Source organism: Botrimarina colliarenosi, from assembly GCF_007859955.1.
GTDB classification, from domain to species: Bacteria; Planctomycetota; Planctomycetia; order Pirellulales; family Lacipirellulaceae; genus Botrimarina; species Botrimarina colliarenosi.
In genome coordinates this window covers 257011-283046 of sequence record NZ_SJPR01000005.1, presented here as the reverse complement: position 1 = coordinate 283046, position 26036 = coordinate 257011, and the positions used below count along the sequence as shown (strand labels likewise).

Here is a 26036-nt window from a genome sequence, read left to right as displayed (position 1 = left end):
GAAAGGGCGACGACGATGACCACGTTATCGAAAACTCACCACGAGGCCGCCCGTCCCGAAAGGTAGGGACGGATGGCCAAAGAAACCAAAGACCAAAAACCCCGCCGCGACCTCTACCAAGAGGTCACCGACAAAATCCTCAAGCTCCTCGATCAAGGCGTGCCGCCGTGGCGGCAGCCGATCACCACGGCCGACGGCCCCGGCATGCCGACGAGTTTTGGCAGCAAGAAGCCGTACCGCGGTATCAACCTCTTCCTCTTGGCGATCAACGCCTGGGCGCACGACTACGGCTCGAACTACTGGCTGACCTTCAACCAGGCCAAGCAGCAGGGCGGCAAGGTCCGCAAGGGCGAGAAAGGCTCGCTGGTGCTCTTCTGGAAACAGCACGCCACCAAGGATCGCGAAAGCGGTGAGGACGTGACGATCCCGGTGCTTCGGCATTATGTCGTCTTCAACGCTGACCAGATCGAGGGCTTGCCGCAGGACGAGGTCGCTAAGCCCATCGCCCAGCCGCAGCCCGACAGCCGGCCCGCCCAGGCCTACCTCACCTACCCCGACCCGCCGCGGGTCGATGTCCGTGGCCACCGCGCCTGCTATCTGCCGCGTGAAGACCGGATCGAGATCGCGCCGATGGAACGCTTTGAGTCGTCTAGCGCCTTCTACGCGACGCTCTATCACGAGCTGGCCCACTCCACCGGTCACCCCAAGCGGCTCAACCGTGACCTGGGCGAGAAGCCGCATGTGTTCGGTTCGCCCGACTATGGCAAAGAAGAGCTGGTGGCCGAGATGGGCTCGGCTTTTCTTTGTGCAGCGGCTGGGATCAGCCCGCCGACGATCGAGCAGTCGGCCGCTTACCTCGACGGCTGGCGCCGTTCCTTGAAAGCGGACAAAAAGCTTGTGATCGCGGCGGCCGGGCAAGGGCAGCGGGCGGCCGACTACGTCCTCGGCGTGAAGTACGAGGCGGCGGCGCCACGCGAACCGGCAATCTAATCGAATAGACCGTGCCGGTGTGACAGACGGCTGTCACTCCGGGCGGTCCTTTGTTGAAACTGCTCTCGCAACGTGATAGAGATGGACTCACCCAAAGGAGGAGGCCATGCTCTACGAGCGTTCCTTATCGATCGAAACCGTGCAGTAAAGTCAGCAACGCGCACCCGAAAACCAAAGCTTAAAAATTGGCAATCAAATGACGGCAACCGACCACCGCACATTTATCAAGGAGTACACTCGCGCTTTACGTGAAGGTGATGCCGCAGTTTTTGCAGGAGCGGGCGTCTCTCGCGCCGCTGGATACGTGGACTGGAAGCAGTTGCTCCGCGAAATCGCCCAAGATCTTGAGCTAGATGTCGATCGGGAATCCGATCTTGTGGCACTAGCCCAGTACCACGTCAACCATCGCTCAGGCCGCGACCGCATCAATCAGCTGCTAATTGATGAGTTCTTGGAGGACGTTGAACTGACTGCCACGCATCGACTGATCGCGACGCTCCCATTAAACACCGTGTGGACTACCAACTACGATGATCTAATAGAAAAAGCATTCGAAGATGCTGGTAAACGCACCGATGTCAAACGGCGAAAAGAAGACTTTGCCACAACACGTCGTCGGACCGATACTACTGTTTATAAAATGCACGGTGACCGGACGTTTCCAAGTGACGCCGTTCTCACGAAGGAAGACTACGAGACATACAATACACAACGTGAAGTCTTCACGGTAACACTAAAGGCCGATTTAGCCAAACGTACCTTCCTATTTCTTGGCTTTAGCTTTGCCGATCCAAACGTCCTGTACCTCCTTGGGCGTGTAAAGCAGCTACTCGAAGCTAATAGCCGCAAGCATTATTGTATTCTTAAGGCGCCAACTCCCGGAGAATCCCCCGATGGCGACTACGATTGCAAACGTTTTGCACACTGGTTGACTGACCTACGACGGTACAATATCCAGCCAGTTATAGTGGATAAGTACGAAGATATACCGGCACTGCTTTCAGAGCTAAATCGCCGAAGCCATCTACGCGATGTTTTTATATCCGGAAGCGCTGCCGACTATTTACCCCTCGGCGAAGCGGGCTTCCGGGATCTATGCCATGGTTTAGGACGCGAACTCATTAAGCACGGATTCAACATCATTTCCGGTTACGGTCTCGGCGTTGGGGACTCTGTAATCGTGGGTGCAATGCAATCTCTACGTCGTAACGATGATGAGCGGCTACAACTTTGGCCGTTTCCACAGCACGTGCCAGCTGGAACAGACCTCGCAACTTTCTGGCGTCAATATCGTGAGCGAATGATTGATGATGCTGGTATTTGCATCGTACTCTCGGGAAACAAGCGGGAAGAGGGTGGGATAGTCCCCGCGAGAGGAGTTTTACAGGAGGTTGAGATTGCGCAGAACCAAGGCAAGGTGATCATACCCGTCGGTGCGACCGGGCATGTAGCCAAGCAGATCTGGGATGACGCCAAAGTTAGCCCTCAGAAGTACTTTGGTGGCACCGATGTATCTGCGTTCTTCGAAGCGATTGGAGATTCTACCGCGACCCCCGATGCACTTACAAGGAGTATAATTGAGATGATCAAGTTGTTTGACACATGAGGTAATTGATGGCGCGCAAGGTATTTTACAGTTTCCATTATCACCCAGACAACGTTCGAGCAGCACAGGTGCGAAACATGGGCGTAATAGAGGGTAACGCCGTTGCCACTGACAATGAGTGGGAGTCCGTTACCAATGGTGGCGAAGCAGCAATCAAACGATGGATAGATAGTCAGCTTGAAGGCAAATCCTGCGCGGTGGTGCTAGTCGGCGCAGATACCGCTCGACGAAAATGGATTGACTACGAGATTAAGACTGCATGGAATGCCGGTAAAGGAGTAGTTGGAGTGCATATACATCGCCTAAGAGATTTTGCCGGATTGCAATCTAAACAAGGCGCCAACCCTTTTGCTCATTTCAGTATGGACCGCGACGGGTCATCGTTGTCGTCAATCGTGCGTTGTTACAATCCGCCGTTCACGGACAGTAGGCAGTGCTACGCATTTATAGAAGCGAACCTAGCCACGTGGATAGAAGAGGCAGTAAGTATTAGAGAAAATTATGGATAACGACGATTAGCGAACCGCCGAGAACCGATATGGCTTACTATACCCGCCAACAACTTCAGAGCGTCCCAATTTATTTGGAGGCAGCAGTAAGGAATAACCGCTACCACACTAGGACAGCTTCCGCGGCAGTTACCGTATTTCTTTCGCATAGCCACCAGGATGCTGCCATAGTTAATCAGGCAGTGCAGTTGCTTGGATCGCAAGGTGTGACAATCTACGTTGATTGGAAGGATGAGTCTATGCCTTCCGTAACGAGCCCTGAAACGGCGCGTCGCATTAAGGGAAAGATCAAGGAGTGCAAGAAGCTGGTCTTGCTTGCGACAAATAATGCATTGCAGTCGAAATGGGTACCGTGGGAGTTGGGTGTGGCGGATGCCGAAAACTCGATGAAGAACATTGCAATTCTGCCAGTGACAGATAGTCAGACTTCTTGGATAGGTTCAGAGTACGTCGGGATCTACGACCGCATCGAACAGGCGAGTAGCGGAAAGCCGGCAGTATTTGAGCCAGGAGCAAGTTCCGGCATCTTGTTGGAAGATTGGTTGAGGCGCTAGCTGTCGCTCAGGGCGATGGATGAGGTTTGACTAAAACCACTTGGTGGTGAGATGGCTTTGACACTTGACACGATCTGCGACGTTTCAGAGGGTTAGAACGATCTGTTTTACATAGCGCTTACTGTTGTATCGGCAGTGCTCGCGCGACGGAGCCCCGCCAACACGCGTCTCGGCACTTCCGATACAACGCGTTGGAGTAAACCGTCGGTGGCGGCCGGCTATGGGGATTCTATCTTCGCCATTGCCTAGCCGGAGACATCAGCGCCTCAGACTGACTGCGGTCTACTCCCTCGTCGCTAGGGATAGAGAGACCGTCATTCGCTGACAAGCGTCGAAGAAGGAGGTCTTGAGCGCGTGCGACTCCACTCGGCGCGCACCGGCAGTGGTTCAGCAAGGCTGACGCGGCGGTCTCGGAGGCATTCATCAGGGTTGCCCTCTAGGATGAATCGAAGAAGCCCAGTCCGGCGGCGTCGAGCGCCAGAACCTGCCGGGTGGAGAGGCCGCGGAGCGGCCTCAACTCCCTCGACCGCAGGCCGGCGCCGCAGACCGAGCAGACGTTCAAAGGCAGATCAGTCGAAATCTCACCAGCCGCCTCGGGGATCGGCGGCGACTCCTTCAAGCCGAGCAACTCGCGGCAACGCCGCAGGTTCTCACCGCGATCGCGGTTGGCGAGGAAGCCGTGGTGGCGGATGCGGACGAAGCCGTTCGGGAGGACGTGCTGCAAGAACCGGCGGATGAACTCGACATCGCTCAGCCGCATCACCTTCGTCTGGCCGCCGTGGCGGTAGTCCTTCCAGTTGAAGCCGACGACGCCGTCCTCATAGCTCACCAGCCGGCTATTAGCGATGGCGACCCGGTGCGTGTAGCGGGCCAGGTACTTCAGAACCTGCCGCGGACCGCCGAAGGGACGCTTGGCGTAAACGACCCAATCGGTCTTCACCGCGGCATTGAGGAGCGACTCGAAGACGCCAACGTCACTCAGCGGCGCCAACTTGCCGTGGAAGGCGAGCTGTCCTTTACGGTAGGCGGCCTTGAGCTGCTGGAGAAACTTGCCGCGGAACACGCGGCTCATCACTCGCACGGGCAGGAAGAACGCCTTCCGCTTACGCGAACGTTCGACCGCGACCCACCGCTCGCCGCCGATTGATGGGCCGCCGCCCGGCACGACGCAGTGCAGATGCGGGTGGTGCGAGAGGTTCGACCCCCACGTGTGCAGCACGCTGAGCATGCCGGCGCTGGCGCCCAGGCGCTTGGGGTCCTTGGCCAGTTCGCGCACCGTCTCCCAGGCCGCGCGGAACAGGATTCCGTAGACGGCTTTCGGGTTCTGTAGGGCGATCGGGCCGAGCTCGTCGGGGAGCGTGAAGACAAGGTGGAAGTAGGGCACGGGCAGCAGCTCGGTCGCCCTCGCTTCCAGCCAAGCGGCGCGCGCCGACGCTTGGCACTTCGGGCAGTGCCGGTTGCGGCACGAGTTGTAGCTCGGCCGCGTGTGGCCGCACCCGTCGCACCGATCGACGTGGCCGCCGAGCACCTTGGTGCGACAGGCCACGATAGCGCGCAACGCGCGGTGCTGGGCGTGCGAGAGCGTCTTGCCGTACCGATCGAGGAACCTCGATCCACCTCCCCGGAGCACCTCGGCTGCTTCGAGCCGAGGCCGCTGGGTCATACCGTGGCGGCCGGCTCCTCGTTGAGGCGATCGAGCGGGCTCTTCGTCTTGCGGATCGTCGCTTGCGAGACGTGCGTGTAGAGCGCCGTGGTGGTCACGCTGCGGTGACCCAGCAGCACCTGGATCGTCCGCACGTCGGCGCCCTCTTCCAGCAGGTGCGTGGCGAAGCTGTGACGCATCGTGTGGGGCGAGACGTTCTTGCTGATGCCGGCCGCCTTCATCGCGCGGTGGCACGCGTTGACGACCGACTGCCGCGTCAGCGGCTTAACGCCGTCACGGCCGGGGAACAAGCAGTCCGTCGGCTTGGCCGCCTTCCAGTACTCGCGGAGCACGATCAAGAGCGTCTTGGGCAGCGCGACGTAGCGGTCCTTGCGGCCCTTGCCCTGTCGCACGCGGATCATCATCCGCTCACTATCGATGTCGCCGACGCCCAGCGACAACGCTTCGGAGGTTCGCAGGCCGGCGCCGTAGCAGGTCATCAAGATGGCCCGCGACTTCAGGCTGTCGAGCGCTTCGAGGAACCGACGGATCTCGTCGTGGCTCAGCACGACCGGCAGCTTCCGCTCCTTCCTGGTGAAGCAGACGCCCTCGACGTACGCGGGCTTCTTGAGCGTCTCACGGTAGAAGAACCGCAGCGCCGCGACCTTCTGGTTGTACGTTCCCTGGGCCACCTTCTGGACTTCCAGCAGGTGCAGCAGGTACTGCCGCAGATGCTTGGCGTCGAGCCGATCGGGCGACCTGCCAAAGAACTCGGCGTACTGCCGCACGGCCCGGACGTAACACGTGACCGTGTTCTCCGCGACGTTCCGCAGACGCAGGTCCTCGATCATCCGCTGGCGCAATTCGGTCATCGCAAATCCTCCTGCCAAAAAGGGGACGGGGTGGGAAACCCCGCCATCCTGGGCAGTGGAGAATGCCGATGCGAATCGCCTCACAAAGACGTGAAAAAGCCGATTGAGGGGACGGCCCGTCGCCTCACGACGCCAGTGTGATAACGCGCAATAGGGAAAATAGGGGACGGCAACCGACTGATTCGATTGACATCTCGGCGTGACTCAACGCTCGACGATATGGAAACCACCCTGCGGTGCGTGACGATGATCCGCTCGAGGACAACGGCATCCACGCCGTCCCACCGCAGAGCGGTTTAGTCCAATGTTTATTATCACACCGGAGCATTTCGCGACGACAACGCCCTTCCTCACACGCTACAAAGTGCCGCGTACTTCGATGTTCACGCCGTCGTGCGTCTTAATGGCCGATAGCAAAGCGGCCAATTTGCTCAGGCTTGGGTTGCCCTTGTCGCTCATCATTCGTATGAGACTCTCGGGCCGCTCGCCCATCCGGCGACCAAGCTCTTCAAAGCCAATCGCGGTCATGACGTAAGTCCGCAGGATGCTCTTGGCGGTCGCGACATCATTTTCGCAAAGGCATTTGAGCGCTTCGGCGACGAGCGCTGCGCGAAACTCGCTGTCGTGGGTGGCCCGCTTTGAGATCGTTCGTTCGATGGGTCGTGTCGGCATAGCAGGTGAGTACATCCTCCTCTTCGGTGCGGCTTAGAAGTCAGCGAGACGATAGCTCGTGCTACGCCCTTTGCCTGGATTTCTCACAAGCACCCCGCGTCTCTCCAGCTCCTGAATGTCACGCAGAGCCGTGTCGGCCGAGCACTTGGCCATACGGGCGTACTTTGAGGTGCTCACGAACCCTTCCCAATCGCCCGACATCCGGTTGAGCACTTCTTGTTGTCGCTCGTTCACGCCGACCGCGCCGAGGGATTCCCACATCCTTGCTTTGCTAAGGACGCTCGCCAAGCGGCCATCGCTCGCAGCGATAGCGCGGCCTAAGCAGCTGAGAAACCAAGATAGCCATTCGGAGACATCAAGCCCGCCGCGTTGCGTTTGCTCTAGCGTCGCGTAGTAGTCCTTCCGTTCCGCTTCGATCTGGGCCGACATGCTGTAAAAGCGTTCCTTAACGCCATCAGCGCGGGCTAGGCACATGTCGGCAATCGCACGGGCTACACGGCCGTTTCCGTCTTCGAAGGGGTGGATCGTCACAAACCAGAAGTGCGCGAGCCCCGCCTTCAGAACGGGATCGATCGTTTCGGTGCTGTTCAGCCAGTGAAGGAAGGCGGCCATCTCCTTGTCCAGGCGAGAAGCGGCGGGCGCTTCGAAATGCACCTTCTCCTTCCCGATCGGGCCTGAGACGACCTGCATGGGTCCGGCTTCTTCGGGGCGCCATCGTCCGACAGCGATCCGGCTCAGGCCACTGCGTCCCGTTGGAAAGAGCGCCGCGTGCCAGCCGAAAAGACGCTCCGCCGTGAGTGGCTCAGCAAACTTCTGGGTGGCGTCGAGCATCATCTCGACCACGCCATCGACGTGGCGGCTAGGACGCGGCAGCCCAGCCACCCTAAGCCCTAATCGGCTTGCGATCGACGAACGGACTTCCTCTGGATCGAGGCTTTCGCCCTCGATGGCCGAGGACTTTACGACATCGGCGGTCAATACAGTCAGACTGGCTTCGCTTTGCAGCTCGAAGCCGAGCGTTCCCATCTTCCCCAGCAATCGCCCTTGGTCGTGGCGGACCGCCGCCAGGGGCGCGGCTAGCGCTTCGGCGTTCCAAGTCAATTTCGGCCAATCGGCCAATTCGTGGATATAGGGCATCTATTCACCGCACTTTCTGCGGCGATTATAGCATCTAATCGCCGCATAGCGCAAGTCCGTGGGCAGAGCGTGCGGGCGGCGGTCTTTGGCACCTGAAATGGCAGTGCTGGCACGCCAGTTGCTGCACGCCCGTATATCTTACCAAAGGCTGCCATTTTGGCCTCCAACGTACGGAGACGTGAAGATGATTGTCGTGCTTTACCTGTGCACGCGTTGCGGAAGACGCTTCGAGCTTGAGGTGCTGGAGCCTGGCGAGGCCGAGGCGAAACGTCTTACTAGTTCGCCCGTGACTTGTCCCGAGTGTCATAGCCGTCACTTAGAACGGCTACGTGCATCCCGCCCAGTTCCCAACCGCCCTCGCTAGAGGCGTTTGCACAACTCAACTCTCGCAAGGAGGCGTCGGTGAAAGTTTTCGTTAGCTCAGTGATGCGGGGCTTCGAGCCCGAACGCGCGGCAGTCCGTCGTGCAATTGAACTGCTACGTCACGACCCCGTCATGGCGGAGGGCTTTGGGGCGCAGCCTCACAGCTCCGAAATAGCCTGCGTTGAGCAAGTCCGCGGCAGCGATGTTTATCTAGGCGTCCTGGGGTCGCGTTACGGCTATAAAACGCCTGAGGGGGTCTCTGTCACGGAGGCCGAGTACTTAGAGGCGCGACAACGAGGCCTGAGAATTGTGTTCTTTGCCACGCGTGACCAGCTCGACGCGGATCAGGCCGACTTCTTCGCTCGTGTGGGTGACTACCAACAGGGGTATTTCGTTGGCTTCTACTCGACGCCGCAGGACCTGCAAGACGCTGTCGTGCAAGCACTGAACGACCTTCAGTCCACGACGGGCCCGGCTGTCTCCGCTGCTGATGCGGGCGCGAGACTTCAACAACGCTTCGCCGTCGCGCCGCCACGGCGGGGGGCGCCCACCTTCTCTGTAGGGATCGTACCCAAGCGCGTCGATGAATGGGTTCCCGTCGGGCTGCTGGGCGACGAGGCGTTCCGCGACGATCTGAAGAAACTACTTCTCTTCGGAGAGCGACCTCGATTATTCGACGACCGATACGGCTGCCTTTCTCAGGAGGGCGTTGACCACGTCGTATTGTCGCAATCGGGGGATGGGGCTACCGACCGATCTGCGTCCGTTTCGCTCTACCAAGACGGAACAATCTTGTCGGTGGTGACGTTGGCTCAGCCCCGCGGCGGTTTTGCGGCTGGAGACCTCGCCAAATCAACAATTATTGACCGCAGGGCCGTCCAAGAGGGCGTTCACGGCGCCCTTCGTTTCGCGGATGCGGTCTTTCAGCGACTCCCGCGTGGCGGCCTGCTCAGTGACTTCTATGTTTGGCTTTGCCTATCCGAATTTAAGCACAAGCTTTTCGGGGAGCCCGATCAGCACCGCGGCAACTCCATATCCTTTCCAAGCCTCGCTGTTGATGACCCGCTCTGGATTCCAATTGAGCCGCTCTCTACCTCACGACCGGCATTGGTAGCTGGCGACCTTCTCGCTACCGATCTGGTTGAGCGATTGGCGAGAGTGTTCTTGGCAAAGGGTGGATACTTCCCTTCGCCTTCTGACTCAAGGCGTTAATCGATCGCGCAGTTCCGCTACGCAACGAATTGAATTTATGTGCCGTGCAATGCCAACTACTGCCACGTCGATCCAATCGGCTTGGTCTTAAAGCGCAGCAGATGACGGCAACCCGTTGAATTATGAGACGATTGTCGTCGCGTGGTGTTGGCGAGATCTTCGGCTTTTGCCTTAACTACACCAACTAACTGCTTGATCTTCCTTGGTGATTGCTAGGTGGCTCGGAGCGTCCCGACTGCCAGTTCCTGCCGCTTACTGTTTGCTGCTGACGAGGCTCTCGGTAGGATAGCAACCGTCAATGATGGTGCTTGGCAGAGTGAGGGGAGCGGCTGTATATTGGCCCTTCCCGCTTTGACGAGACGTCAAATGCTAACGGTTGCTAATCGTCGCTATTAGTTGCTAATACTTGCAAGCGTCTAAAGAGGGAAACGTCGTTGCATAACTCCTGGTAGAGAAGGCAGTTACATAGGCTCGCGGGTTTTGCCTCATAACCTCGAGGTCGTCGGTTCGAATCCGGCCCCCGCCACTTTTTCTAAGTCCTGCTGAAACCTACGCTTAGGTTACCCGCCGAGGGTCGGCGGAGCGGCTTGTTGGTAGCGCCCACCCGTAGTTTTTACCCGTAGTACGGGTGGACCTACGGGTGAGACGGCCCAGCACCCGTTTCGCCCATGTCCCAGCAGCAGAAACAGCCCCCCAAGTACGGGCGGCACAAGTCTTCCGGTCAAGCCGTCGTCTACGTCAAAGGCCGCGAGGTCTACCTCGGCAAGCACGGCAGTCCCCAGAGCCGCGAGCGTTACCGCGAGTTCGTCGAAAAGTGGCTCGCCCAGCAGGCCGAGGAGGCGCCGACGCAGGCGGCGCTCGAGGCCGAAGAACGACTCGCCCAGACGATCAACGCGCCGAACCTGCGTGAGAAGCGCCGGGCCGGCAGGGTCGTCACGCTCGACGAGCTGATCTTCGCCTACCGGCGCTTCGCCCACGGTTACTACGTCAAGAACGGCGAGGTGACCCGCGAGGCGGAGCTGATCGACGAGGTCACCGGTCTGCTCGGCCGCCGGCACGGCAAGCGATCGGTCGAGTCGTTCGGGCCGGTTGATCTGGATGAGTTCCGCGAGTGGGTCATCGACGAGCGGGACTGGGAACGCAAGAGCCTCAACAAGCAGATCGGCCGTGTCGTGCGGATGTACAAGTGGGCCGTCAAGAAGGAGCTCTGCTCGCCGGCCGCCTACCAGCAACTCGCGGTGCTGGGTGGGCTCGCCAAGGGGCGCACCCGAGCGCGGGAATCCGAGCCGGTCCAGCCCGTCGATGACGCCACCGTCGGCAAGACGATCCCCGCGCTGCCAGAGATCGTCGCCGACATGGTCCGTTTTCAGCGGCTCACCGGCGCTCGGCCTGGGGAGGTCTGCGCCCTGCGGCCGTGTGATCTCGATCGGACCGGCAAGGTCTGGCTCTACCGGCCCGACAGCCACAAGACCGAGCACCACGGCCGCGAAAGGCTCGTGCCGGTTGGGCCGCAGGCGCAGAAGGTCCTCGCGGCGTACCTCGATCGCGGGCAGGAAGAGCACTGCTTCTCGGCGGCCGAGACGGTGCAGCGCGCCCGGCAACGCCAGCAGGCGCTGCGCGTAAAGAATGGCTATGTGCTCGCGAAGTACGCCGAGAACAAGCCCAACGGCACGAAGCGACTACCGGCCAAGCGGTACGTCGTCGGCAGCTATCGGATGGCGATCCGCCGCGCCTGCAAGAAGGCGGGCGTGCCGGTCTGGACCCCGAACCAGTTGCGGCACACGGCGGCAACCGAAATCCGCCGGCGGTTTGGCCTCGAAGCGGCCCAAGTGATCTGCGGGCACGCCCAGGCCGACGTCACGCAGGTCTACGCCGAACGCGACCTACAGCTGGCGCTGAGCGTCGCCGCCGAGCTGGGCTGAGCCGCGTCGCGACGGAGGGCGTCGAGGGTGGGTCCCGGTACAGAGCCGGGGCCGCCCTCCGGCGCCTCAGAAGCGTCGCCGGCAACGGCTCCGCGTGGCGATGTCCTCCTTGACCCGGGCGAGGGCCTCGTCGAATGTCGCGCCGTGGCCGACGAATTGGCCCCCTAGTTCGAGGATGCCTAGTCCGACGTGGGCCGCGTGCAGGGAGCGGCCGGCCGCGATGTACCAAACCCAATCCTCGTCCTCGTGTCGGTCGTCGAAAACGACCGCGACTTCGCCGTTTCCACACGCTCGGCGGGCGAGGTCGGCGATCTCTCGGAGGTCAATCACCATGATGGTTTGTCCCGTTAGGCGGTTTCGCCGTAGAGCGCCCGGCGCAAGGCGTCGGCGCCGTTGTCGCCCGACGGCGAACCGGCTCCCTGGAAGAAGCGTTCGAGCGCCGCGACCGATGTGTAGCGGGCGCCTCCCAGCAGCTGCGTTTCGAGCACACGGCCGCGGCTGCCTTTGGTGGCCCAGCGGTAGATCGTCGAGAGATGAACCCTCTTCCCGCCGCGGGCGTCGAGGTAGCGGGGGACGTCGCCGAGCGGTACGAGCTTCTCTGTCTGGAGGTTGATCATCACGGGGTTCCGTGGGGTGCTTCTTCCCTGCTGCGGATGGCAAGACCGGCGACCTCCGGCTGCCGGCGGCTGGATGGTTCGGGACGCAGCGTCGCGGTGGGCGTGGGCTGCGAATGATAAAGACCCTCGTCGTCGCCTTGAATCGTCGGGTCGTTCAGCGCTTCACGGACGCGCAGCCCGAGGCCGATCGCCGAGTAGCCGTCGCCCGCCAGCGCGTCGCGCGTCAGGTCGTAGACTTCTTGGTAGGTAAGACCGCTGTTGTCGCGGACGATCCGCTGCACGACCGGCCTTACCCGAGACGCGGTCGGCGCCCCTCCCTCGTCGACGGCGCCGGCCAACAACTCCACGACGCGGGCGAGCCGTTTGCGTTCGCGCCGGAGCGTCGCCGCCTCGTCGGCGGCTGTCTCGACCCGGCCGGCGAGCGTCCCGAGCTGACCGGCGATCGCTGCGGCGATGGCGTTGAGGGCGTCGGAGCCGTTGGCGAGCGAGTCGGCCGCCCGCCGGGCCGCGGTGTACTCGCGACGCAGCGAGGCGACCTCGTGGGTTTTCTCGTCCAGTTGCTCGTCGACTTCGGCGAGCAGGCGGGTTGCGTCTTCGGCGAGCTGCTCGATGGGCGTCATGCGGGCGCCTCCAGCCGATCCGCCGTCTTCGGGCGCCATACTGGCGCGTGTCCCGTAACCAAGGTGACGCCGAACGAATAGACCCCCGCGCCGACGGCCAGCACGAATCGGCGAGCGGCGCCGCCGGCAGCGACCATCGTGATGCACGCCGCTTGCAGGGCGATCCGCTCGGCGCGACGGATGGCGCCGACCAGACGACGGCGGAGGGAGGGCCGTTGGCTTGGCGCCGTCAACTCAACGGCGTCGGCAAGTGAAACAACCTCGCAGGTTGCCTCGGTATGGGGATGGAGCGATCCGATCGCGACGCTATCGGGGCCTTGGTAGCAACGGATGGCGGTCTCACCGTCCTCGACCACGACCAGCAGGCCGACCTGCCATGGCTTCTCGCACCAGAGCGCCTGGTTCTTCAAGTCGACGCCGCTGTAATGGCTCACGCCGAGTTCGTAGTGGCTGTGCCACCAGCCGATACGGTCCAGGCCCAGTGCGTCCCGGGAGTACCAGGCGTCGAGTTCCAGCAGGTCGCGATCGATCGTCTCCACCGTGACCCGCGAGCGCTTGGCGTGTTTGCAGTCGGTCGAGCCGAGGACCAAGGTCCAGTACCCCCACTGGTCTTCAAACACACGGCCGGCGAGGAAGCCGATCGCCTCGTCGGGCGCCCATTCGCTCGTCGCGGCGGCGATGGCGTCGAGGACGGCGCCGGCCACAAAGACGGTCGGACGGTCGTCAACATCGCAGTAGGCCACCATCGTTGAGGGCGGCTGCGACGGGCGGTTCCGCCAAGCGGGCTGGTAGGGCGGCGAAGCGGTGAGGGAGAGGGTGGGCATGGCGTATCGATCCGTTGGTGGCGCAAAGACGGGATTCAGCTCAGCTTGAGACGAGGGGCCTCACCGATGGCAACGGGGCGGGTCGGTCCGCTCAAGCGGACGACGAAAGGCGCCGCGGCAAGGTGGCTCGGGTCGAAGACGTGCCGCCGGACGTTGGGGATCTCCAGGCCGGGATTGACCGGGCCGCGGAGGACTTCCGTGTAGTACTTGTAAGCGGCGACGTCGTAGCCCTTGTCCGTCGCCAACGAGAAGGCTTCGTCGCCGTTGAGCACCGCGGCGATCATCCCAACGTGCTGGCCCGCGACGAGGCTCTTGCTGCCTACGGGCTGCGTGCAGAGGCGGCCCGACGAACTGACGCGGTGATGCCACGGTTTAGGCCCGACGAATGTCACGTGCGGGTAGTGTTGGGCGTGGGGGTAGCGAGGCCAGTCGGGCTCGAGGTCGAAAACGACCTTCCACTGGGCCTTCAGCTGCTTGGGGTTTGTCGCACTTGCCGGCAGCGGCATGTTCAGCGTGACCAGGTAACGACGCATCCGCCCCGCGTCCGCTTCGGTGAGGACCGGCACTTTCAACGCCGCATCCGCGAAGACCTTCACCTCGCGGACACAGCCGCGTCCTTCGATGTCTTTGAGCGAGCGGTAGTCGGTCCGGAGCCGTTCGAGAGACGGCCCTGTGCGGCGCGGCGCCGCGCCCGTCAGAAAGGCGCCGATGACATAGAGCGTCGTCCCGACAGGCACGCCTTGATCGCGGATTGGAGTGTCTGACTCCAAAGTTCGACGATTGTTCTGTGAGGTCGTGTCGTCAATGGCGAGCTGGAAAAAGTGGTGGAGCCCTTCGTGACGCTTAATCCATGACAGATCGAATACCTGCTCGATCACCTCTTTTGGCGTCATATCCGCAGGGATGACTATCTCGGCGACCTCGTCGAGGATCGGGTGGGCGATCGAACACTTCATCACCTCGATCTTCTCCCACGTGGCGTGATGGGAATCGCTGACGCGCGTGTCGGCCGCCGCCTTCGCGCGAATTGAGATGGTCAAGGTCGCCCCGGCGGGCACGTGCTGGTCGGCGAACGACTCCTTGTCGGTCAGCTGGCGCTTCTCGCCATCAGGATTGTTGGGGTCCTTCGGGCAGTTCAGGGCGTACGTTCCGTCCGTCGGCGGCTTCAGCCAGTTCTGCTGCACCAGTTGGTCGAGCAGCTGCTGCGGAGTTCCCGCGCCGTCGAACTCGGCGTTCGCCGTTTCGCCGCTGGTGGGGTGGACAAGGGCGAAGTTGATCAGAGACATGACGCATACTCCGTCAGTGGTGATGGGGCGTCGCGCCCCGGGTTAGGCGCCGCGTCCACGACGCGGCTTAGGAACTGAAACGAACGGACGCTCGCCGATCGGCAGGGCCGCGTAGGCGACCGCGCCGTCGGCGACTTCAACGGCCACCCAGCTGCTCGGGGCCAACCCCAGGGTGGCGAGGGGGATGTCGAGCAGGTCGTCGTCGAAGGGCTGGATCGACTGGGCGACGCGCATCGACGTGTCGGCCGATAGCTCGCTTGACCCGCCGCAAGCCTGGCAGCGGGGGTGACGCCCGATGACCCAGTCGGGCTTCCCGACCCGGACAGCGCGCTGGCACGATCCGTTGGGATCATCGAGTGGGCCGGGGCATAGCTCGGAAACGACGTAGGGCGCCGGTAGAAGGATCGACGGCGACCGGAAGTGCTGCTCCAGCTCCGCCAGCAGTTCTCGCGCGGAGCCGTTGACTGGCGTGGTCAGTTGAACCACCGGCGTCCCAATCGCGTGGTCGCAGGGGCAGTTTGGGCTGTAAGATTCGTCGATAATCTCGATGCTCGGGCGGCGGATGTCGTTGATGTAAACCCGGCGCCCGTCAAGGTCGCGTTTGCCGTGGGCGAATTGGATCGCCGCCTCGGCCATGTAGGCGCCGACGACCGACGACAGCGTCGGCGTCATCGCCGCGAAGCCTTGCTTGGCGAGTTCGATCGCATTCGCTTGGCATCCCGCGTTCACGCGCCGCCCGGTCGGGACCGGCACGCCGCACTGCCAGCAGGGGCCTTCGGGGTCGCCGTACAAGGCGAACGAGCCCGCGGCGCCCGCCACGCCACACTCGACCATCGGCTTGCCGTGTCGGTGGCATCGGGTGGCGATCCAGGCGCGTGTCGGATCGTCATCGACACAGCAAACGACGATCGTCGCCTCGGCGAAGGGGGCGTCGCCTAGTTCCTGCACCCGCGCGGCGGCGTACTCGATCCGCGGGGCGTCGCTCCAGTGGGTCCGCTCGGCGAGCTGCTCGGCGACGCAAGCCACCTTGAGGTTCTTGTGCTTGGCGCGTTGCTTGCTCGTCCCAAAGAGGGGCGAGCGGGTGGCGTTGGAGAGCTCGAACTCGTCGAAGTCGACGAGCATGAGCCGACCCACCTGGCTCAGGGCCAGCACGAGCGCAGCCGCCTGGCCAAGCGCCCCCGTGCCCAGGAGCAGGACATTCATGGACGCGTTCACCGCCGGGTCGTAGCCGGCCTTGCGCTCTCGGCTGAAGAATTCGGTGTCGTTCATCGGTTGGCCTGAGGTTCTTCGCAGTCGGGGTCATCGCAAACCACGCCCGTGGCGGGGCTGAGCCGGCCGCATCCGGGGCAGATGCGGTCGCACCGGATCCGCTGTGTGATCCGCGCCGCGGGCGTCGGCGCCGACGCGCTCATACCGCTCCGCGTGACGGCTTCCTGCGAGTCGCCGACCGCCCTGATCCGCTGGATGAGTTCATGAAGCCTCGGCCCATACTTGATCGCGGAAGCCACGACGGCGGCGAATAGGCCGAGGACGACCGCCGGTCCGACGCAGGCCCACAGGAAGCTGAGTAGCGCCTTGAAGAAGCTGCCAGCGAGCAGGCTGATAGCGAGGGCCGCGACGCCCGCAATCACCAGTGCGATGAAGAAGTAACAGATCAAAAGGACGCCACCGACGACGGCGGCGAGGGCGCCGCCGATGATGAGCACTTCGTTGTCACTCTTGTTTCCGATCCCGCAGGCCGACACCCCACCGAGGAGGACGGAACCCCAGCCGATGAGGTACGGCAGCCGAACTCGGAAGTACTCACGGATCATTTTCTGAATCGGTGTGGGCGAGCCGCTAGGAACGCGAAGGGCGACCCTTGGCGGCGCGGTTGAAGATTCGGGTCAGCGACGGTTGATCGGGGATTTGGCGGGCGACCGCTCGACGGCGCGACCGAGCGGAACGGGGCGTGAGGCGGAGCGACGGCGTCGGTCCGACGCCCGATCGACCGCCGGGCGTCGGCGCCGGCAGCATTTCGCGTCCCCGAAACGCCTGCGGGACGAGCCGGGGGGCCGGGGGGGGCGAGAGCCGCAGCATCGGTCGTGCAGCGCGGTTGAAAATGAGCCGGAGGGGGAGCATCGAACGAAGGATGGTTGAGGTGGAAGGGATCAGGGACGATGGGTGAGGCGGAGGGTCGGTGGATTGCGTTGCGGCGCGTTCGGTGGCGACAGGCGGAGCGTCGGCGTCACCACGGCAGAGGGCGGCGTCATCGGCGCTTCGCCGCGCTCGGCGGCGAGCAGGTGCTCATCGAAGGCGTCGCTCGGCAGCGGCCAGACATCCATCCGCGTGCCGTGCAGCCGCAGCGGCCGGTGAGCGAGCGTCTCGACGAGGAACGGCGAGCCGACGCCGGGGATGCAGGCGCCGATGCGGCTGCTGCGATCGAGCAAGCGGCCAAGCGTGTCGGGGTCCAGCACGGGGACTTCGGCCGTTTCGCTATCGCCGAACCCCCAGAACCAGCCCCGTCGACGGGCGGCTTTGTGCCGACCGAAGCGTTGCGAGAGAAATTGCAACGTGTGCTCGTCCCGAACGCCCGCAGCGACGATGTTGCTGGAGGCCTCGAAGCCGTCGGCCGCCTCGCGCCCGAGGCACTGTTCGAGCTGACGGATGTACTGCAGGGCGATGTGCAGGCGGGCGCCGGCGCCGGCAAGCGTCACGATCGCGTCGCGGATCGCGGTGAGGTTCTTGGCGTAGGCGGCGAACTCGTCGAGGAAGAAGTGGACGGCGCGGGACTTGTCGATGCGCTGCTCGACCAGCCGCAACAGGCACGAGAGGATCACCCGCAGAACGCGGCTGTGCTCTACTAGCGAGCCGAACGGCATCGACAAAAATAGGGTGACCGGGGTCCTCGACTCGACGAGCGCGCGGAGGTCGATGCCGGGACCGCTGGTGGCTCGGCGGATCACCGGGTCGGTGAAGCTCTTGAGGCTGCGGGCGACCTCGCTAATCAGAATCCCCGCCTCGCGGCCGTCGAGTTCGGCGAACGCCTGGGCGGCGCTGACGCACAGGCCGCCGCTCGCTTGGTTGCGGGACATCTCGTCGAGGAGGCTCTCGATCCGCGCGAAGTTGTCGGCGCCGCGGACGTCGCCTTCGACGCGTTCCAGACCGGAGAACAGGTCGGCGAGGTCGCCGAGGTTCTGTTGCGCGGGCGGGCGGGACGTTCGCACGTGCAGCACCAGCCCTTCGATCACCAAGCGAGTCAGCTCGACCACCCAGTGCGTCTCCGAGCCGGACGGGATCACCACCGACTGGCTGATCGCCGAGAGCATCACCCGGCAGTAGTCACTGTCCGGGTCGACCAGCATGACGGGGTTGATGGCGTCGGCTTGGAGGGGCTGGCCCAAGCCGTAGGGATCGAAGGCATGGACGATCCCATTGCGGAGCCGTTCCTTGGCCCGCGTGACGCCGTTCGCGTCGACCCCTTGGGGGGCGGCGGGGTCGCTCAGCCGGCCTGCCAGCAGGCGATACGCTTGGCCTTTGGGATCAACGACGACCTTGATCTGGTCGTTGGTTGCGAGCCACGGCCACAGGAACCGCACGCTCTTGCCGCCCCGCGCGGCGCCGAGCAGCAGCGTGCCGAGTTCATCCCGCATCCGCACGAAGAACGGCTCGTAGGTTGATTCGAAGAGGGTGCGGCCGATCAGGAGGCCGTCGTTGAAGCCGAATTTGCCGTCATACCAACGCGGGTCGAACCGCCGGCCGCGGAGCTCTCGGGCCGACGCCATCCCCCCCGACGCCCCCTCGCCGGCGAGGAACCAGCGGCGGTACCAGCTGTGCGAGCGGAGCCACTCGCGGAATTCGAGCGCCGCAACCGGCAGCCACGGCGTGACGAGCGTTGTGAGCGTCCACACCAAGTAGAAGCCGGCGGCGAGGGAGCCCTCCTCGATCGCCGCGACCTTGACAGCGTCGGGGACACACGCGAACGCTAGCACCCCGACGACGAGTATCTTCACGCGGTTGAGCGACCGCTGCACCGGCCGAAGACCGCGGTAGAACTGGGAGAGGGCCGGCAGGATGCTGTAGCCGTAGCAGACGACCGCGAGGGTCGTGATCCGCTCGGCCAGCAGCGTCGCTTCGTACGGGACGCCGCCGGTCGGCGCCGGGACGTAGGCGTCCTTGAGCAGCGCGAGGGCGCCGCCGAGGCCGAGGCCGATCGCTTTGTTCCAGCCGAAGTAGCGCCGCATCGCCCGTTACCAGAGCCGAGGATTGGGGGGGACTGATGCAGCGATTTTTTCAGCCTGCCCCCGCCTCGTCGTCCACTGAAAGGCCTTTGCGGATCAGGATTCCACACGCGGCAGACCGGCCGTATCTGTCCGGTTCCGCGACGCGTTTATGAAGAATGCGAGAAGAACTTACTATAAGTTTGACTAATAATGTGGCTGTCCATACCGTTGTATGCGTTGACCTCTCTCGGAGTGAAAACCACCCGCGATGGACCTCGTAGAAGACCTCCCCTGGGATCGCGTGCGCCATCGAGGACACCCCATCGATGGAGTGCAGCTGCGTGCAGCCCGGGTTGGCCTCCGGCTTTCGATCGAGAAGATGGCCGCGCTTTGCGGGATGAACCCTCGTCAACTCGCCAAGTTCGAGACGCAGCGTTGCTGCGCCGACGATTCGACGCTTCAGAAGCTTGTCCATGGCTTCAATCGCCACAGCAACTTTGTGGTCCGTATGAAAACCCCGTCTCTCGACTTACTCGATCCGGTCTCGGCGGCGTTCCGCCATTTCGTGCTGACGCTCAACACAGACTGCTTGCCATTCCTGAAGAGCCAGGAACTGCACGCGGCGCTCAGTGAGTCAACGGAGCCGATCTATATGGCGCTCTCGCGTTTCGACCTGCCGGTGTTGCTGACGCACCTGGTCTGTCGAGGGTATGCCTACTTGGATGCGTCCGGGAAGTATTACCTGCTGCAGCAGAAGCCGCAGCAAGAGTACGAGCAGCTCATCCACTTCCGGATCGGCACGGAGCGCGTGTGCGTGGCCTGGAACTTCGACCCTGCCCGACGAGAGAATGAGCAGCCGGTCATCCTTGAGAATATGCGGGCCCAATTGGCGCGGCTCCGCGCCTTTCTTGCTGAGATGTCTCTGCCTGGGATCGACCGCGACACGTTTGTTGCGCTCATGCACACCTTCTACATGCTGGAGCCCGAGGTCCATGTCGAGAAGGCGGGACGCCACGGGGTCATGCGTGACGAACTGGCTCTGAAGCTCGGCGCCGTGGCGCGCATTGCACACGACTACCTTGAGCTGCGTATCGAGCACTCCCAGAAGAAATGGAAGGTCGTCGCCCGGTCCCTTGTCGATGAAGCGCGGACAATGCTCGGCGATCACGAGACGTTCATCGATCGCGCCGCCGCCGGCGCCGAACTTCGGGAGCTCTGCGACCTCGACTTCGGACACGGCGCCACGATGATCGAGCGGATCGACGCTTATTTCGACCTGCTCGTGCGTCACGGTAACGCCTGACCGAGGTCGAACGGCTTCAGGACAGTTAAGCGTCGCGTAAACTGTCATCCAGTCGCGTCTCTGCGGTCGTCGGCCAAGCCGTTCCCAATTGGCGCCGGCAGCGGGAGTGAATGGCCGAACGATTCATCGACGGCCCTGTGCTAGGTTCGCCGAACTTCGTCGTGCCGAGGATCCGCCACGGCGGCGCTACGATTGGTGCGACGGTTGGCCCGTCAGCGGACTTCCGTCTGCTTGACTCAAGTCTCCGATGCAGCTTGGCGCCCGCGACCGTCCGTTCAAGGGCGGTCCTGCAGCGGGGCCCCTTCCCCCCTTCGGCCCGTCCCTGCGGGCAGGCCCTTGAGCGGCCGCTCTTTGGCGGTCGCCCTGGCTTGGGCATCGTTAACTCAAGCAGAAGGAGAAGTCCGATGACCAAATCAACCAACCAACCCCACGCCACGCTCCGCGACGGAGCGCTCAAAGCAACGATCTGGGCGAACAGCAACGACGAGGGCCGCACCCGGTTCTCGATCACGCTGACCCGCTCGTACACCGACGCCGAGGGGAAGTGGCACGACACCAACTACCTCAGCCGCAACGAGCTGCTGCGGATCGCGCGTCTGGCCCAGAAGGCCTACGACGCGGTCGGTGAGGCGTACGCCGGCGAGCCAGCAGCCGACGCCGACCAAGGGGACTCGCAATGAGCCCCCGCGGTCCCATCGCGGAAGGCCGGGAGCATTACGCCCCGGCCGACCGCTCGGCGGCGATCGACGTGCACGCCGTGCTCGCCCGACGCCGTCAGATCGCGATCGTGTGGAGCGTCGAAGACGTGCTATATGTCCGATCGGACCTCAGCGATGACCAAGCGTGGGAGGTGCTGGAGCACGTCCGCGATTGCCAAGACGCCGTGTACGGCGTTTGCTGGGAAACGCTCCAGGCGGCTGCCGAAGCGCTTTACCCGGAGCCGGGAGCAGCGCTATGAAGGCGCCGTTCCCCAAACTCATCGAGCTGCCGGCCGCTCCGCTTAACGCTAGCCCGGCGCCCGAACTCACCAGCATCCACGCCGCCCGTCGGCGTGGACCCTACGGGTCGTCGAAGTACCGCGGCAACTGCGGCGGGTACCTGATCCGCGACCTGCTGCGCTACTACCAGCCGCGGCGGGTGCTCGACCCGATGACTGGCAGCGGCACTTGCCGAGACGTGTGCAAGGAGCTCGCCATCCCGTGTGTGTCGATGGACGTGCGGTTCGGCCAGGACGCGGCCGACGCCAACCTCTACGAGGCGGTTGGCGAGGTCGACTTCGCGTGGCTGCATCCGCCCTACTGGCGACAGATCGTCTACAACGACGACCCGCGCTGCTTGTCGAACGCCGCGACGCTCGATGCCTTCTTCGTGAGGCTGCGCCTGGTGCTGCGGAACTGTCGGTCGGTGCTTACGCCGCGCGGCAAGATCGCGGTGCTGATCGGCGGCTATAGCGACCGGGGGGTCTTCCAGCCGTTGCCGCACCTGACGGTGGCGGCCGCCGCCCAGGAAGGGCTGCGGATGGCGGCGACGGAGATTATCCGCTTGCAGTACGGCAACACGTCGTCGTCGCGGACGTATCGCAGCAGCTTCATCCCCGGGCTGCACGACCAGTGCCTCGTATTCGAAAGCGGCAGGCTATAACTCAAGCCTGCTGTTCCCTCACGCCTCGCCGCTCGTCGGCGGGGCTTTTTTTCTGCGCACTTGGGTTGGGCTCCGTCGCGCAGCGCTTGTGGCGCATTCTACGGAACGGTGTGTCGAACTGCGCGGCGGGGGCGGCGTCGTAGCGGCGCCGTCGCTGCCGTGGGCGGGTGTGAGGGACACCCGCTCGGCGCGTCGGCAAGTATTGGTCTCGCCGTGGCGACCGAAGCGGCTTCGGTCGTCGGCGACAGAAGCGAGTGGCGGCGCCAGTGGCGGGTTGGTGAGATAGCGCTTGGGGTGAACCGTTGTTGCACCGGAGCATGAGGCAGAAGTTTTTCGTTGACTCGTCTCTTGGATGGGGTGTAGAGGTTGGTGACATGGGAGTAGCCAGATGTTTTTTCCCGTCGGGAAAAACCGGGGAGGGCGGCCGTAGGCCTCTCTCCCCTCCATCTGGGTCGGGCCGAGCCCGACGTTTCGCCGCGACGCACGGGCGGTTCACTCCCCGCGGGTCCCGTTGGGACCGGGCGGGGCGTTCACGGCGCCCGTGCTAACGCGACGACCCAGGGGAGACTTCGCTCTCCCCCGGGGCCCCCATCGACCGGGAGGGGAGGCCCCTCCCTTGGAACCCACCCCCTTGTCCGGCGTGTCGTCGGCGTGGGGGTCTCGCGGCTGACGACGGCCGCGCTACTGAGTAGAGGAGGCCGACGTGCCGAACGAACCGCAGCGCCGACAGCGCCTGGGCCGCCCACCGAAGGCGCCGGGCGACGCGCGCACCGAGCTGGTGCGCGTCTACCTGTCGCCGCTGGAACGCGCCGAGGTGGCGCAGTTTGCTCACGCTTGCGGCGTTCGTGAGGCGGAGCTGATGCGTCGGCTGGCGCTTGGGCACGACCCGCGTCTTGGTCCGTCGCGCGTCGATCCGGCGGGCGAGGCGGAAGAGCAGGCCGACGTGCGGTTCCGGCTGCCGCTGGCGGAGAAAGTGCTGCTGGACACGGCGGCGCGGCGCGAGGGGCTGTTGTTGGGGGCGTACTTGCGGAGAGCGGCTTTCGAGCGTGGCGAGCCGGGGCTCACCGACGCTGCCGCGATGCGGCTGGTGTACGAGCTCAACGCGATCGGGAACAACCTCAACCAGGCGGTGCGGGACGCCCACGCCGGCAGCCGTCGCACGCACGACTGGGAGGGGATCGCCGCCCAGCTGCGTGCCATCCTAACTCAATTGGCGCTGACCTATGTTCGTTGAGATCACCCGCGGCCGGAGTTTTGCGGGGCTCGCCCGCTACTGCTTGCACGACGAGGGGCGGCTCCCGACGAGCGAGCGGGTCGACTTCGCCGTCACGCGCAACGTGGCGACCGACGACCCGCAAGTCGCTTGGCGGCTGATGGTCGCGAAGGACTATCAGCGCGACCGGCTCAAGGAAGAGGCGGGGGTGGGACGCGGGGGGCGTAAGGACGGCCGCCCGGTTGGGCACCTGGTTCTCAGCTGGAAGCGCGAGGAGGCCGAGGCGGAGCGGCTCGACCGCGAGCGGATGATCCGTGCGGCCGAGGAAGCGCTGCGGGCGATCGGCGCGGCGGAGCGCGAGGCGATCATCGTCGCCCACAACGACACTCACCACCCGCACTTGCACGTCATCCTCTGCCTGATCGAGGACGACGGGCGGCTGAAGACGAACTGGAAGGAGCGCGAGAAGCTGTCGCGGTGGGCTTTGGAACGGGAACGGCGGTTGCACGGCGAGGCCTTGGTGAAGAAGCGCGAGGAGAACTGGGAGGCGCGGGGGCGCGGAGAGACGCCGGCGCCGGTGAGGAAGCGGCCGCGGCACCTGTACGAGCTGGTCGAGGCGGCGCGGCGCAACCCGGCTTTGCGATCGTTCGTGCGGCAGCACTTGCGGGACCTGCGCGAGCTCGAGCGCCGCAAGGAGGCGAGCCTGAAGCTGGACCAGGAACGGCGACGTGTACTGCTGAAGACGCATGTCGATCGCCGTGACCGTCTGCAAAGGGAGCACGCCGACCGCTTGGCGGCGATCCGTTCGGAGGTCCGGCGCGAGCACCGGCAGCGGTGGCGCGAGCTGCTCAACGAGCAGGAGGCGTCTCGGCGGCTCTTCGAGCGCAACGAACGGACGCTGCGGGGGCGGGTCGCCAACACGTTCCGGGCGGTTGACTGGAAGTCCTTGGTGCGACGCGAGCGGGGGCGGGGCCAGCGGACGGCGATGGCCGAGGCGTTCGACGCAGCGCGTGACGAGGGGATGCGGCGGCGGGGGCTGCGACGCAAGCAGGAGCGGGAGAAGGCGATGCTGGCCGAGGCGCAGCGTGGGATCGAGAAACGGCGCCAGGCGGAGGCGGGTCGGCGGCGCCGGGAGCGGGACCACTTGGGTCGGATGGCGTTCTTGCGGTTGTCGCGGCGGCTGGCGGCGTGGCGGTCGCGCGAGGTGGCGGACGAGCGCGAGCGGCAGAGTGAGCTGACGCGTGAGCGGAACGAGGCGATGCGCGAGTCGCGGCAGCGGACGTGGGCCGAGCGGGCGGCGGCGAAACTGCGGCTCAGCCGCCGCGAGAAGCGGAAGGCGGAGGCGCCGCCGCTGAAGCTGTCGCCGCAGGAGCGGGCGAAGCCGCTGGACATCGCCGGGGGGAGCGGGACGCATGGCGACGGGCGGAAAGCCGTCGACGTCGCGCGTCAGATGGACGAGGGGAAAGCGGCGATAAAGAAACGGACGCGGCGGGAGCGGAAACCGCGGAAGCCGCGTGGCGGGCGGGGGGATCGCGGCGGCCGGGGCGGCTGATGGGGCCGACGCCCGGGCGGCGGTATTTCGATAACAAGGAGCCAACATGCGGGTCATCAACCACACCGGTTTCGACACGGCCGATCTGCGGGCGATCGTTCGGGCGGTCGCCTGTCACGAGCTTGAGCCGGCAAAACGACGGGTCGCCGTTGTTGAGTTCCGGCGCAGCCGCAGGCATCTCCGGGGCTACGCGTTCATCAACGGGCGTCACAGCTGTATCTATCTGCCGCCCGACGCCGACGCGCGGCCCCGCTGGCAGCTCGCGGCGCTGCTCGCTCACGAGTTCGCTCACAACCGGGGGATGCGTGGCGAACGCCAGATGCGCTGCGATTCCAGCCGTTACGGATGCGGTTCGGCGGCCGAGGTGCGTTTCGCGTGGGCGGCGGAGTTGCCGCTGCGGAAGGCTGTTCCGGCGGCCACTAAACGGAAGGCCAAGCGGGGCTCGGACGCTGATCGGGCGCGGTTGGCCCGGGTCGACGAGTTGCTGCGTGAGTGGGAGCGGAAGGAGAAGCTCGCCAAGACGAAGCTCGCTCGGTACCGGCGCGAGCGGTTACAGATCGAGCGGCGGCTGGGGAGCGGTCGGGAGGGGGGCGCTCGCTGAGACGGGGCAGAGTGGGGACGAGCCGCGGCGGCGCCGCGGGGAGAGGCCTCACCCCCTCGCCAACAAAGCCGGGGGTGGTTGCGGGAGGCGTTCAGGCCGGCTTCGTGGCGGCTTGCTGCGGATCGGCTCGGCTCGGGGTGAGAGCCGATCCTCCGAAGCCGACGAAGCCGGGTTGAGGCGCCGGCGTGTCGGTTCGACGCAGTTTCGAGCGGCAAGAAGAGGCCGCAGAAGCGAGACGATCCGGGGCCGCCTTTGGCCCGCCTGCGCCGTCAGATCGACTGCAGCTGGCAGCGACCGAGGTCTGCCCGGCGGCGCACGACCTCGGCGGGTTCGCCGATTGCCTTCGGCGCCGAGGATGAGGCAACCGAAGTCTCGAATCGATCTGGCTATCTGCTGGCGGTGAAACAGACCGACGCGGCTACTAGAGCGGCTTTTAAATTGACGTAGCCAATACCGCGTTGCTTGATTATACGAATCTTCCGAAAGGAGATTCGGCATGGATGCATTTTCGACGGACCTTCGTGAGCGGGTAATGCTAGCGTACGAACAAGGGCAAGGAAGCACTCGCCAGCTGTGATCGGCAGTCGAAAAGTGCAGCGCCCGGCGCCGAGAAAGTGCAGCGCTGGTTGGTTGGGGGAGTTTGGATTGGGCCTCCCCGCGTGGGCCCGGAGGGCTTGCTAGTTCTTGGATCGGCGTCT

25 protein-coding genes are annotated in these 26036 nt (G+C 64.1%); 13 read left to right on the top strand and 12 right to left on the bottom strand.

The genetic code is table 11. The annotated features are described in order from the left end of the window. The first annotated feature begins 72 nt into the window (after positions 1–72). The 4 genes from Pla108_RS17400 (at position 73) to Pla108_RS17385 (ending at position 3659) form a co-directional block, all read left to right on the top strand. Positions 73–990 (top strand): ArdC family protein, encoded by a 918-nt coding sequence (locus Pla108_RS17400; RefSeq protein WP_146446237.1) that lies wholly within the window; start codon positions 73–75, stop codon positions 988–990. A gap of 196 nt (positions 991–1186) precedes the next feature. Next, on the top strand, positions 1187–2596 hold the full coding sequence (locus Pla108_RS17395) for an SIR2 family protein (protein WP_146446236.1): 1410 nt from the start codon (positions 1187–1189) through the stop codon (positions 2594–2596). Positions 2597–2604: 8 nt separating this feature from the next. Next, positions 2605–3105: a TIR domain-containing protein gene (locus Pla108_RS17390; protein WP_146446235.1), complete on the top strand. Its 501-nt coding sequence runs from the start codon at positions 2605–2607 to the stop codon at positions 3103–3105. Between the two features lie 29 nt (positions 3106–3134). Continuing rightward, positions 3135–3659 carry a toll/interleukin-1 receptor domain-containing protein gene (locus tag Pla108_RS17385; RefSeq protein WP_146446234.1) on the top strand — a complete coding sequence of 175 codons (525 nt, stop codon included), beginning with the start codon at positions 3135–3137 and terminating at the stop codon, positions 3657–3659. A gap of 436 nt (positions 3660–4095) precedes the next feature. Here Pla108_RS17385 and Pla108_RS17380 read toward each other — a convergent pair whose 3' ends face one another. The 4 genes from Pla108_RS17380 to Pla108_RS17365 all read right to left on the bottom strand — a co-directional run bounded on the left by Pla108_RS17380 (position 4096) and on the right by Pla108_RS17365 (position 7982). Continuing rightward, complete coding sequence (locus Pla108_RS17380) at positions 4096–5322, bottom strand: IS91 family transposase (RefSeq protein WP_146446233.1); 1227 nt, start codon at positions 5320–5322, stop codon at positions 4096–4098. Continuing rightward, on the bottom strand, positions 5319–6173 hold the full coding sequence (gene xerA, locus Pla108_RS17375) for a site-specific tyrosine recombinase/integron integrase (RefSeq protein ID WP_146446232.1): 855 nt from the start codon (positions 6171–6173) through the stop codon (positions 5319–5321). Before xerA ends, Pla108_RS17380 begins: the two co-directional genes overlap by 4 nt. Before the next feature lie 357 nt (positions 6174–6530). Next, complete coding sequence (locus tag Pla108_RS17370; protein WP_146446231.1) at positions 6531–6845, bottom strand: helix-turn-helix domain-containing transcriptional regulator; 315 nt, start codon at positions 6843–6845, stop codon at positions 6531–6533. Positions 6846–6878: 33 nt separating this feature from the next. After that, complete coding sequence (locus Pla108_RS17365; protein WP_146446230.1) at positions 6879–7982, bottom strand: Fic family protein; 1104 nt, start codon at positions 7980–7982, stop codon at positions 6879–6881. A gap of 402 nt (positions 7983–8384) precedes the next feature. On the opposite strand from Pla108_RS17365, the gene Pla108_RS17360 reads away from it, so the two are divergent. Further along, positions 8385–9557 (top strand): DUF4062 domain-containing protein, encoded by a 1173-nt coding sequence (locus tag Pla108_RS17360; protein WP_146446229.1) that lies wholly within the window; start codon positions 8385–8387, stop codon positions 9555–9557. Positions 9558–10225: 668 nt separating this feature from the next. Further along, the gene (locus Pla108_RS17355; RefSeq protein ID WP_146446228.1) at positions 10226–11479 is read left to right on the top strand and encodes a tyrosine-type recombinase/integrase; all 1254 of its coding nucleotides are present in this window, start codon (positions 10226–10228) and stop codon (positions 11477–11479) included. Positions 11480–11545: 66 nt separating this feature from the next. Here the strand turns inward: Pla108_RS17355 and Pla108_RS17350 are convergent, their stop codons facing one another. From Pla108_RS17350 to Pla108_RS17315, 8 genes are all read right to left on the bottom strand, one after another. Further along, positions 11546–11812: a hypothetical protein gene (locus tag Pla108_RS17350; protein WP_146446227.1), complete on the bottom strand. Its 267-nt coding sequence runs from the start codon at positions 11810–11812 to the stop codon at positions 11546–11548. A gap of 14 nt (positions 11813–11826) precedes the next feature. Further along, positions 11827–12096: a DUF1580 domain-containing protein gene (locus Pla108_RS17345; RefSeq protein WP_146446226.1), complete on the bottom strand. Its 270-nt coding sequence runs from the start codon at positions 12094–12096 to the stop codon at positions 11827–11829. Continuing rightward, positions 12096–12716 carry a hypothetical protein gene (locus Pla108_RS17340; RefSeq protein ID WP_146446225.1) on the bottom strand — a complete coding sequence of 207 codons (621 nt, stop codon included), beginning with the start codon at positions 12714–12716 and terminating at the stop codon, positions 12096–12098. The genes Pla108_RS17345 and Pla108_RS17340 overlap by 1 nt, the downstream gene beginning before the upstream one ends. Continuing rightward, positions 12713–13540 (bottom strand): Mov34/MPN/PAD-1 family protein, encoded by an 828-nt coding sequence (locus Pla108_RS17335; RefSeq protein ID WP_146446224.1) that lies wholly within the window; start codon positions 13538–13540, stop codon positions 12713–12715. Before Pla108_RS17335 ends, Pla108_RS17340 begins: the two co-directional genes overlap by 4 nt. Before the next feature lie 35 nt (positions 13541–13575). Beyond that, positions 13576–14826, bottom strand: a complete 1251-nt coding sequence (locus Pla108_RS17330; RefSeq protein WP_146446223.1) for a hypothetical protein — start codon at positions 14824–14826, stop codon at positions 13576–13578. A 42-nt stretch (positions 14827–14868) separates the two neighbouring features. Continuing rightward, positions 14869–16095, bottom strand: a complete 1227-nt coding sequence (locus Pla108_RS17325) for a HesA/MoeB/ThiF family protein (RefSeq protein ID WP_146446222.1) — start codon at positions 16093–16095, stop codon at positions 14869–14871. Then, a complete protein-coding gene (locus tag Pla108_RS17320; protein ID WP_146446221.1) occupies positions 16092–16640 on the bottom strand; it encodes a hypothetical protein in 549 nt (182 codons plus the stop codon). The genes Pla108_RS17325 and Pla108_RS17320 overlap by 4 nt, the downstream gene beginning before the upstream one ends. Positions 16641–16976: 336 nt before the next feature. Further along, positions 16977–19049 (bottom strand): type IV secretory system conjugative DNA transfer family protein, encoded by a 2073-nt coding sequence (locus Pla108_RS17315; RefSeq protein ID WP_146446220.1) that lies wholly within the window; start codon positions 19047–19049, stop codon positions 16977–16979. A 358-nt stretch (positions 19050–19407) separates the two neighbouring features. Here Pla108_RS17315 and Pla108_RS17310 point away from each other — a divergent pair, with 358 nt between their 5' ends. From Pla108_RS17310 to Pla108_RS17280, 7 genes are all read left to right on the top strand, one after another. Further along, positions 19408–20331 carry a hypothetical protein gene (locus Pla108_RS17310; protein WP_197526661.1) on the top strand — a complete coding sequence of 308 codons (924 nt, stop codon included), beginning with the start codon at positions 19408–19410 and terminating at the stop codon, positions 20329–20331. Between the two features lie 404 nt (positions 20332–20735). Beyond that, complete coding sequence (locus tag Pla108_RS17305) at positions 20736–21011, top strand: hypothetical protein (RefSeq protein ID WP_146446218.1); 276 nt, start codon at positions 20736–20738, stop codon at positions 21009–21011. Beyond that, a complete protein-coding gene (locus Pla108_RS17300) occupies positions 21008–21289 on the top strand; it encodes a hypothetical protein (protein WP_197526660.1) in 282 nt (93 codons plus the stop codon). The genes Pla108_RS17305 and Pla108_RS17300 overlap by 4 nt, the downstream gene beginning before the upstream one ends. After that, entirely contained in the window at positions 21286–21972 is a 687-nt protein-coding gene (locus Pla108_RS17295) for a hypothetical protein (protein WP_146446217.1), read from the top strand. Before Pla108_RS17300 ends, Pla108_RS17295 begins: the two co-directional genes overlap by 4 nt. Before the next feature lie 703 nt (positions 21973–22675). Next, a complete protein-coding gene (locus Pla108_RS17290; RefSeq protein ID WP_146446216.1) occupies positions 22676–23206 on the top strand; it encodes a plasmid mobilization protein in 531 nt (176 codons plus the stop codon). Next, on the top strand, positions 23196–24737 hold the full coding sequence (locus tag Pla108_RS17285; protein WP_146446215.1) for a relaxase/mobilization nuclease domain-containing protein: 1542 nt from the start codon (positions 23196–23198) through the stop codon (positions 24735–24737). The genes Pla108_RS17290 and Pla108_RS17285 overlap by 11 nt, the downstream gene beginning before the upstream one ends. A gap of 46 nt (positions 24738–24783) precedes the next feature. Then, entirely contained in the window at positions 24784–25338 is a 555-nt protein-coding gene (locus Pla108_RS17280; protein ID WP_146446214.1) for a hypothetical protein, read from the top strand. Positions 25339–26036: the final 698 nt, after the last annotated feature.

Bases quoted from the DNA above. Each gene is read 5' to 3' on its own strand.
- Pla108_RS17400 (WP_146446237.1), top strand. From the start codon at position 73: ATGGCCAAAGAAACCAAAGACCAAAAACCCCGCCGCGACCTCTACCAA.
- Pla108_RS17395 (WP_146446236.1), top strand. From the start codon at position 1,187: ATGACGGCAACCGACCACCGCACATTTATCAAGGAGTACACTCGCGCT.
- Pla108_RS17390 (WP_146446235.1), top strand. From the start codon at position 2,605: ATGGCGCGCAAGGTATTTTACAGTTTCCATTATCACCCAGACAACGTT.
- Pla108_RS17385 (WP_146446234.1), top strand. From the start codon at position 3,135: ATGGCTTACTATACCCGCCAACAACTTCAGAGCGTCCCAATTTATTTG.
- Pla108_RS17380 (WP_146446233.1), bottom strand. From the start codon at position 5,322: ATGACCCAGCGGCCTCGGCTCGAAGCAGCCGAGGTGCTCCGGGGAGGT.
- xerA (WP_146446232.1), bottom strand. From the start codon at position 6,173: ATGACCGAATTGCGCCAGCGGATGATCGAGGACCTGCGTCTGCGGAAC.
- Pla108_RS17370 (WP_146446231.1), bottom strand. From the start codon at position 6,845: ATGCCGACACGACCCATCGAACGAACGATCTCAAAGCGGGCCACCCAC.
- Pla108_RS17365 (WP_146446230.1), bottom strand. From the start codon at position 7,982: ATGCCCTATATCCACGAATTGGCCGATTGGCCGAAATTGACTTGGAAC.
- Pla108_RS17355 (WP_146446228.1), top strand. From the start codon at position 10,226: ATGTCCCAGCAGCAGAAACAGCCCCCCAAGTACGGGCGGCACAAGTCT.
- Pla108_RS17350 (WP_146446227.1), bottom strand. From the start codon at position 11,812: ATGGTGATTGACCTCCGAGAGATCGCCGACCTCGCCCGCCGAGCGTGT.
- Pla108_RS17345 (WP_146446226.1), bottom strand. From the start codon at position 12,096: ATGATCAACCTCCAGACAGAGAAGCTCGTACCGCTCGGCGACGTCCCC.
- Pla108_RS17340 (WP_146446225.1), bottom strand. From the start codon at position 12,716: ATGACGCCCATCGAGCAGCTCGCCGAAGACGCAACCCGCCTGCTCGCC.
- Pla108_RS17335 (WP_146446224.1), bottom strand. From the start codon at position 13,540: ATGCCCACCCTCTCCCTCACCGCTTCGCCGCCCTACCAGCCCGCTTGG.
- Pla108_RS17330 (WP_146446223.1), bottom strand. From the start codon at position 14,826: ATGTCTCTGATCAACTTCGCCCTTGTCCACCCCACCAGCGGCGAAACG.
- Pla108_RS17325 (WP_146446222.1), bottom strand. From the start codon at position 16,095: ATGAACGACACCGAATTCTTCAGCCGAGAGCGCAAGGCCGGCTACGAC.
- Pla108_RS17320 (WP_146446221.1), bottom strand. From the start codon at position 16,640: ATGATCCGTGAGTACTTCCGAGTTCGGCTGCCGTACCTCATCGGCTGG.
- Pla108_RS17315 (WP_146446220.1), bottom strand. From the start codon at position 19,049: ATGCGGCGCTACTTCGGCTGGAACAAAGCGATCGGCCTCGGCCTCGGC.
- Pla108_RS17310 (WP_197526661.1), top strand. From the start codon at position 19,408: ATGGCCGCGCTTTGCGGGATGAACCCTCGTCAACTCGCCAAGTTCGAG.
- Pla108_RS17305 (WP_146446218.1), top strand. From the start codon at position 20,736: ATGACCAAATCAACCAACCAACCCCACGCCACGCTCCGCGACGGAGCG.
- Pla108_RS17300 (WP_197526660.1), top strand. From the start codon at position 21,008: ATGAGCCCCCGCGGTCCCATCGCGGAAGGCCGGGAGCATTACGCCCCG.
- Pla108_RS17295 (WP_146446217.1), top strand. From the start codon at position 21,286: ATGAAGGCGCCGTTCCCCAAACTCATCGAGCTGCCGGCCGCTCCGCTT.
- Pla108_RS17285 (WP_146446215.1), top strand. From the start codon at position 23,196: ATGTTCGTTGAGATCACCCGCGGCCGGAGTTTTGCGGGGCTCGCCCGC.
- Pla108_RS17280 (WP_146446214.1), top strand. From the start codon at position 24,784: ATGCGGGTCATCAACCACACCGGTTTCGACACGGCCGATCTGCGGGCG.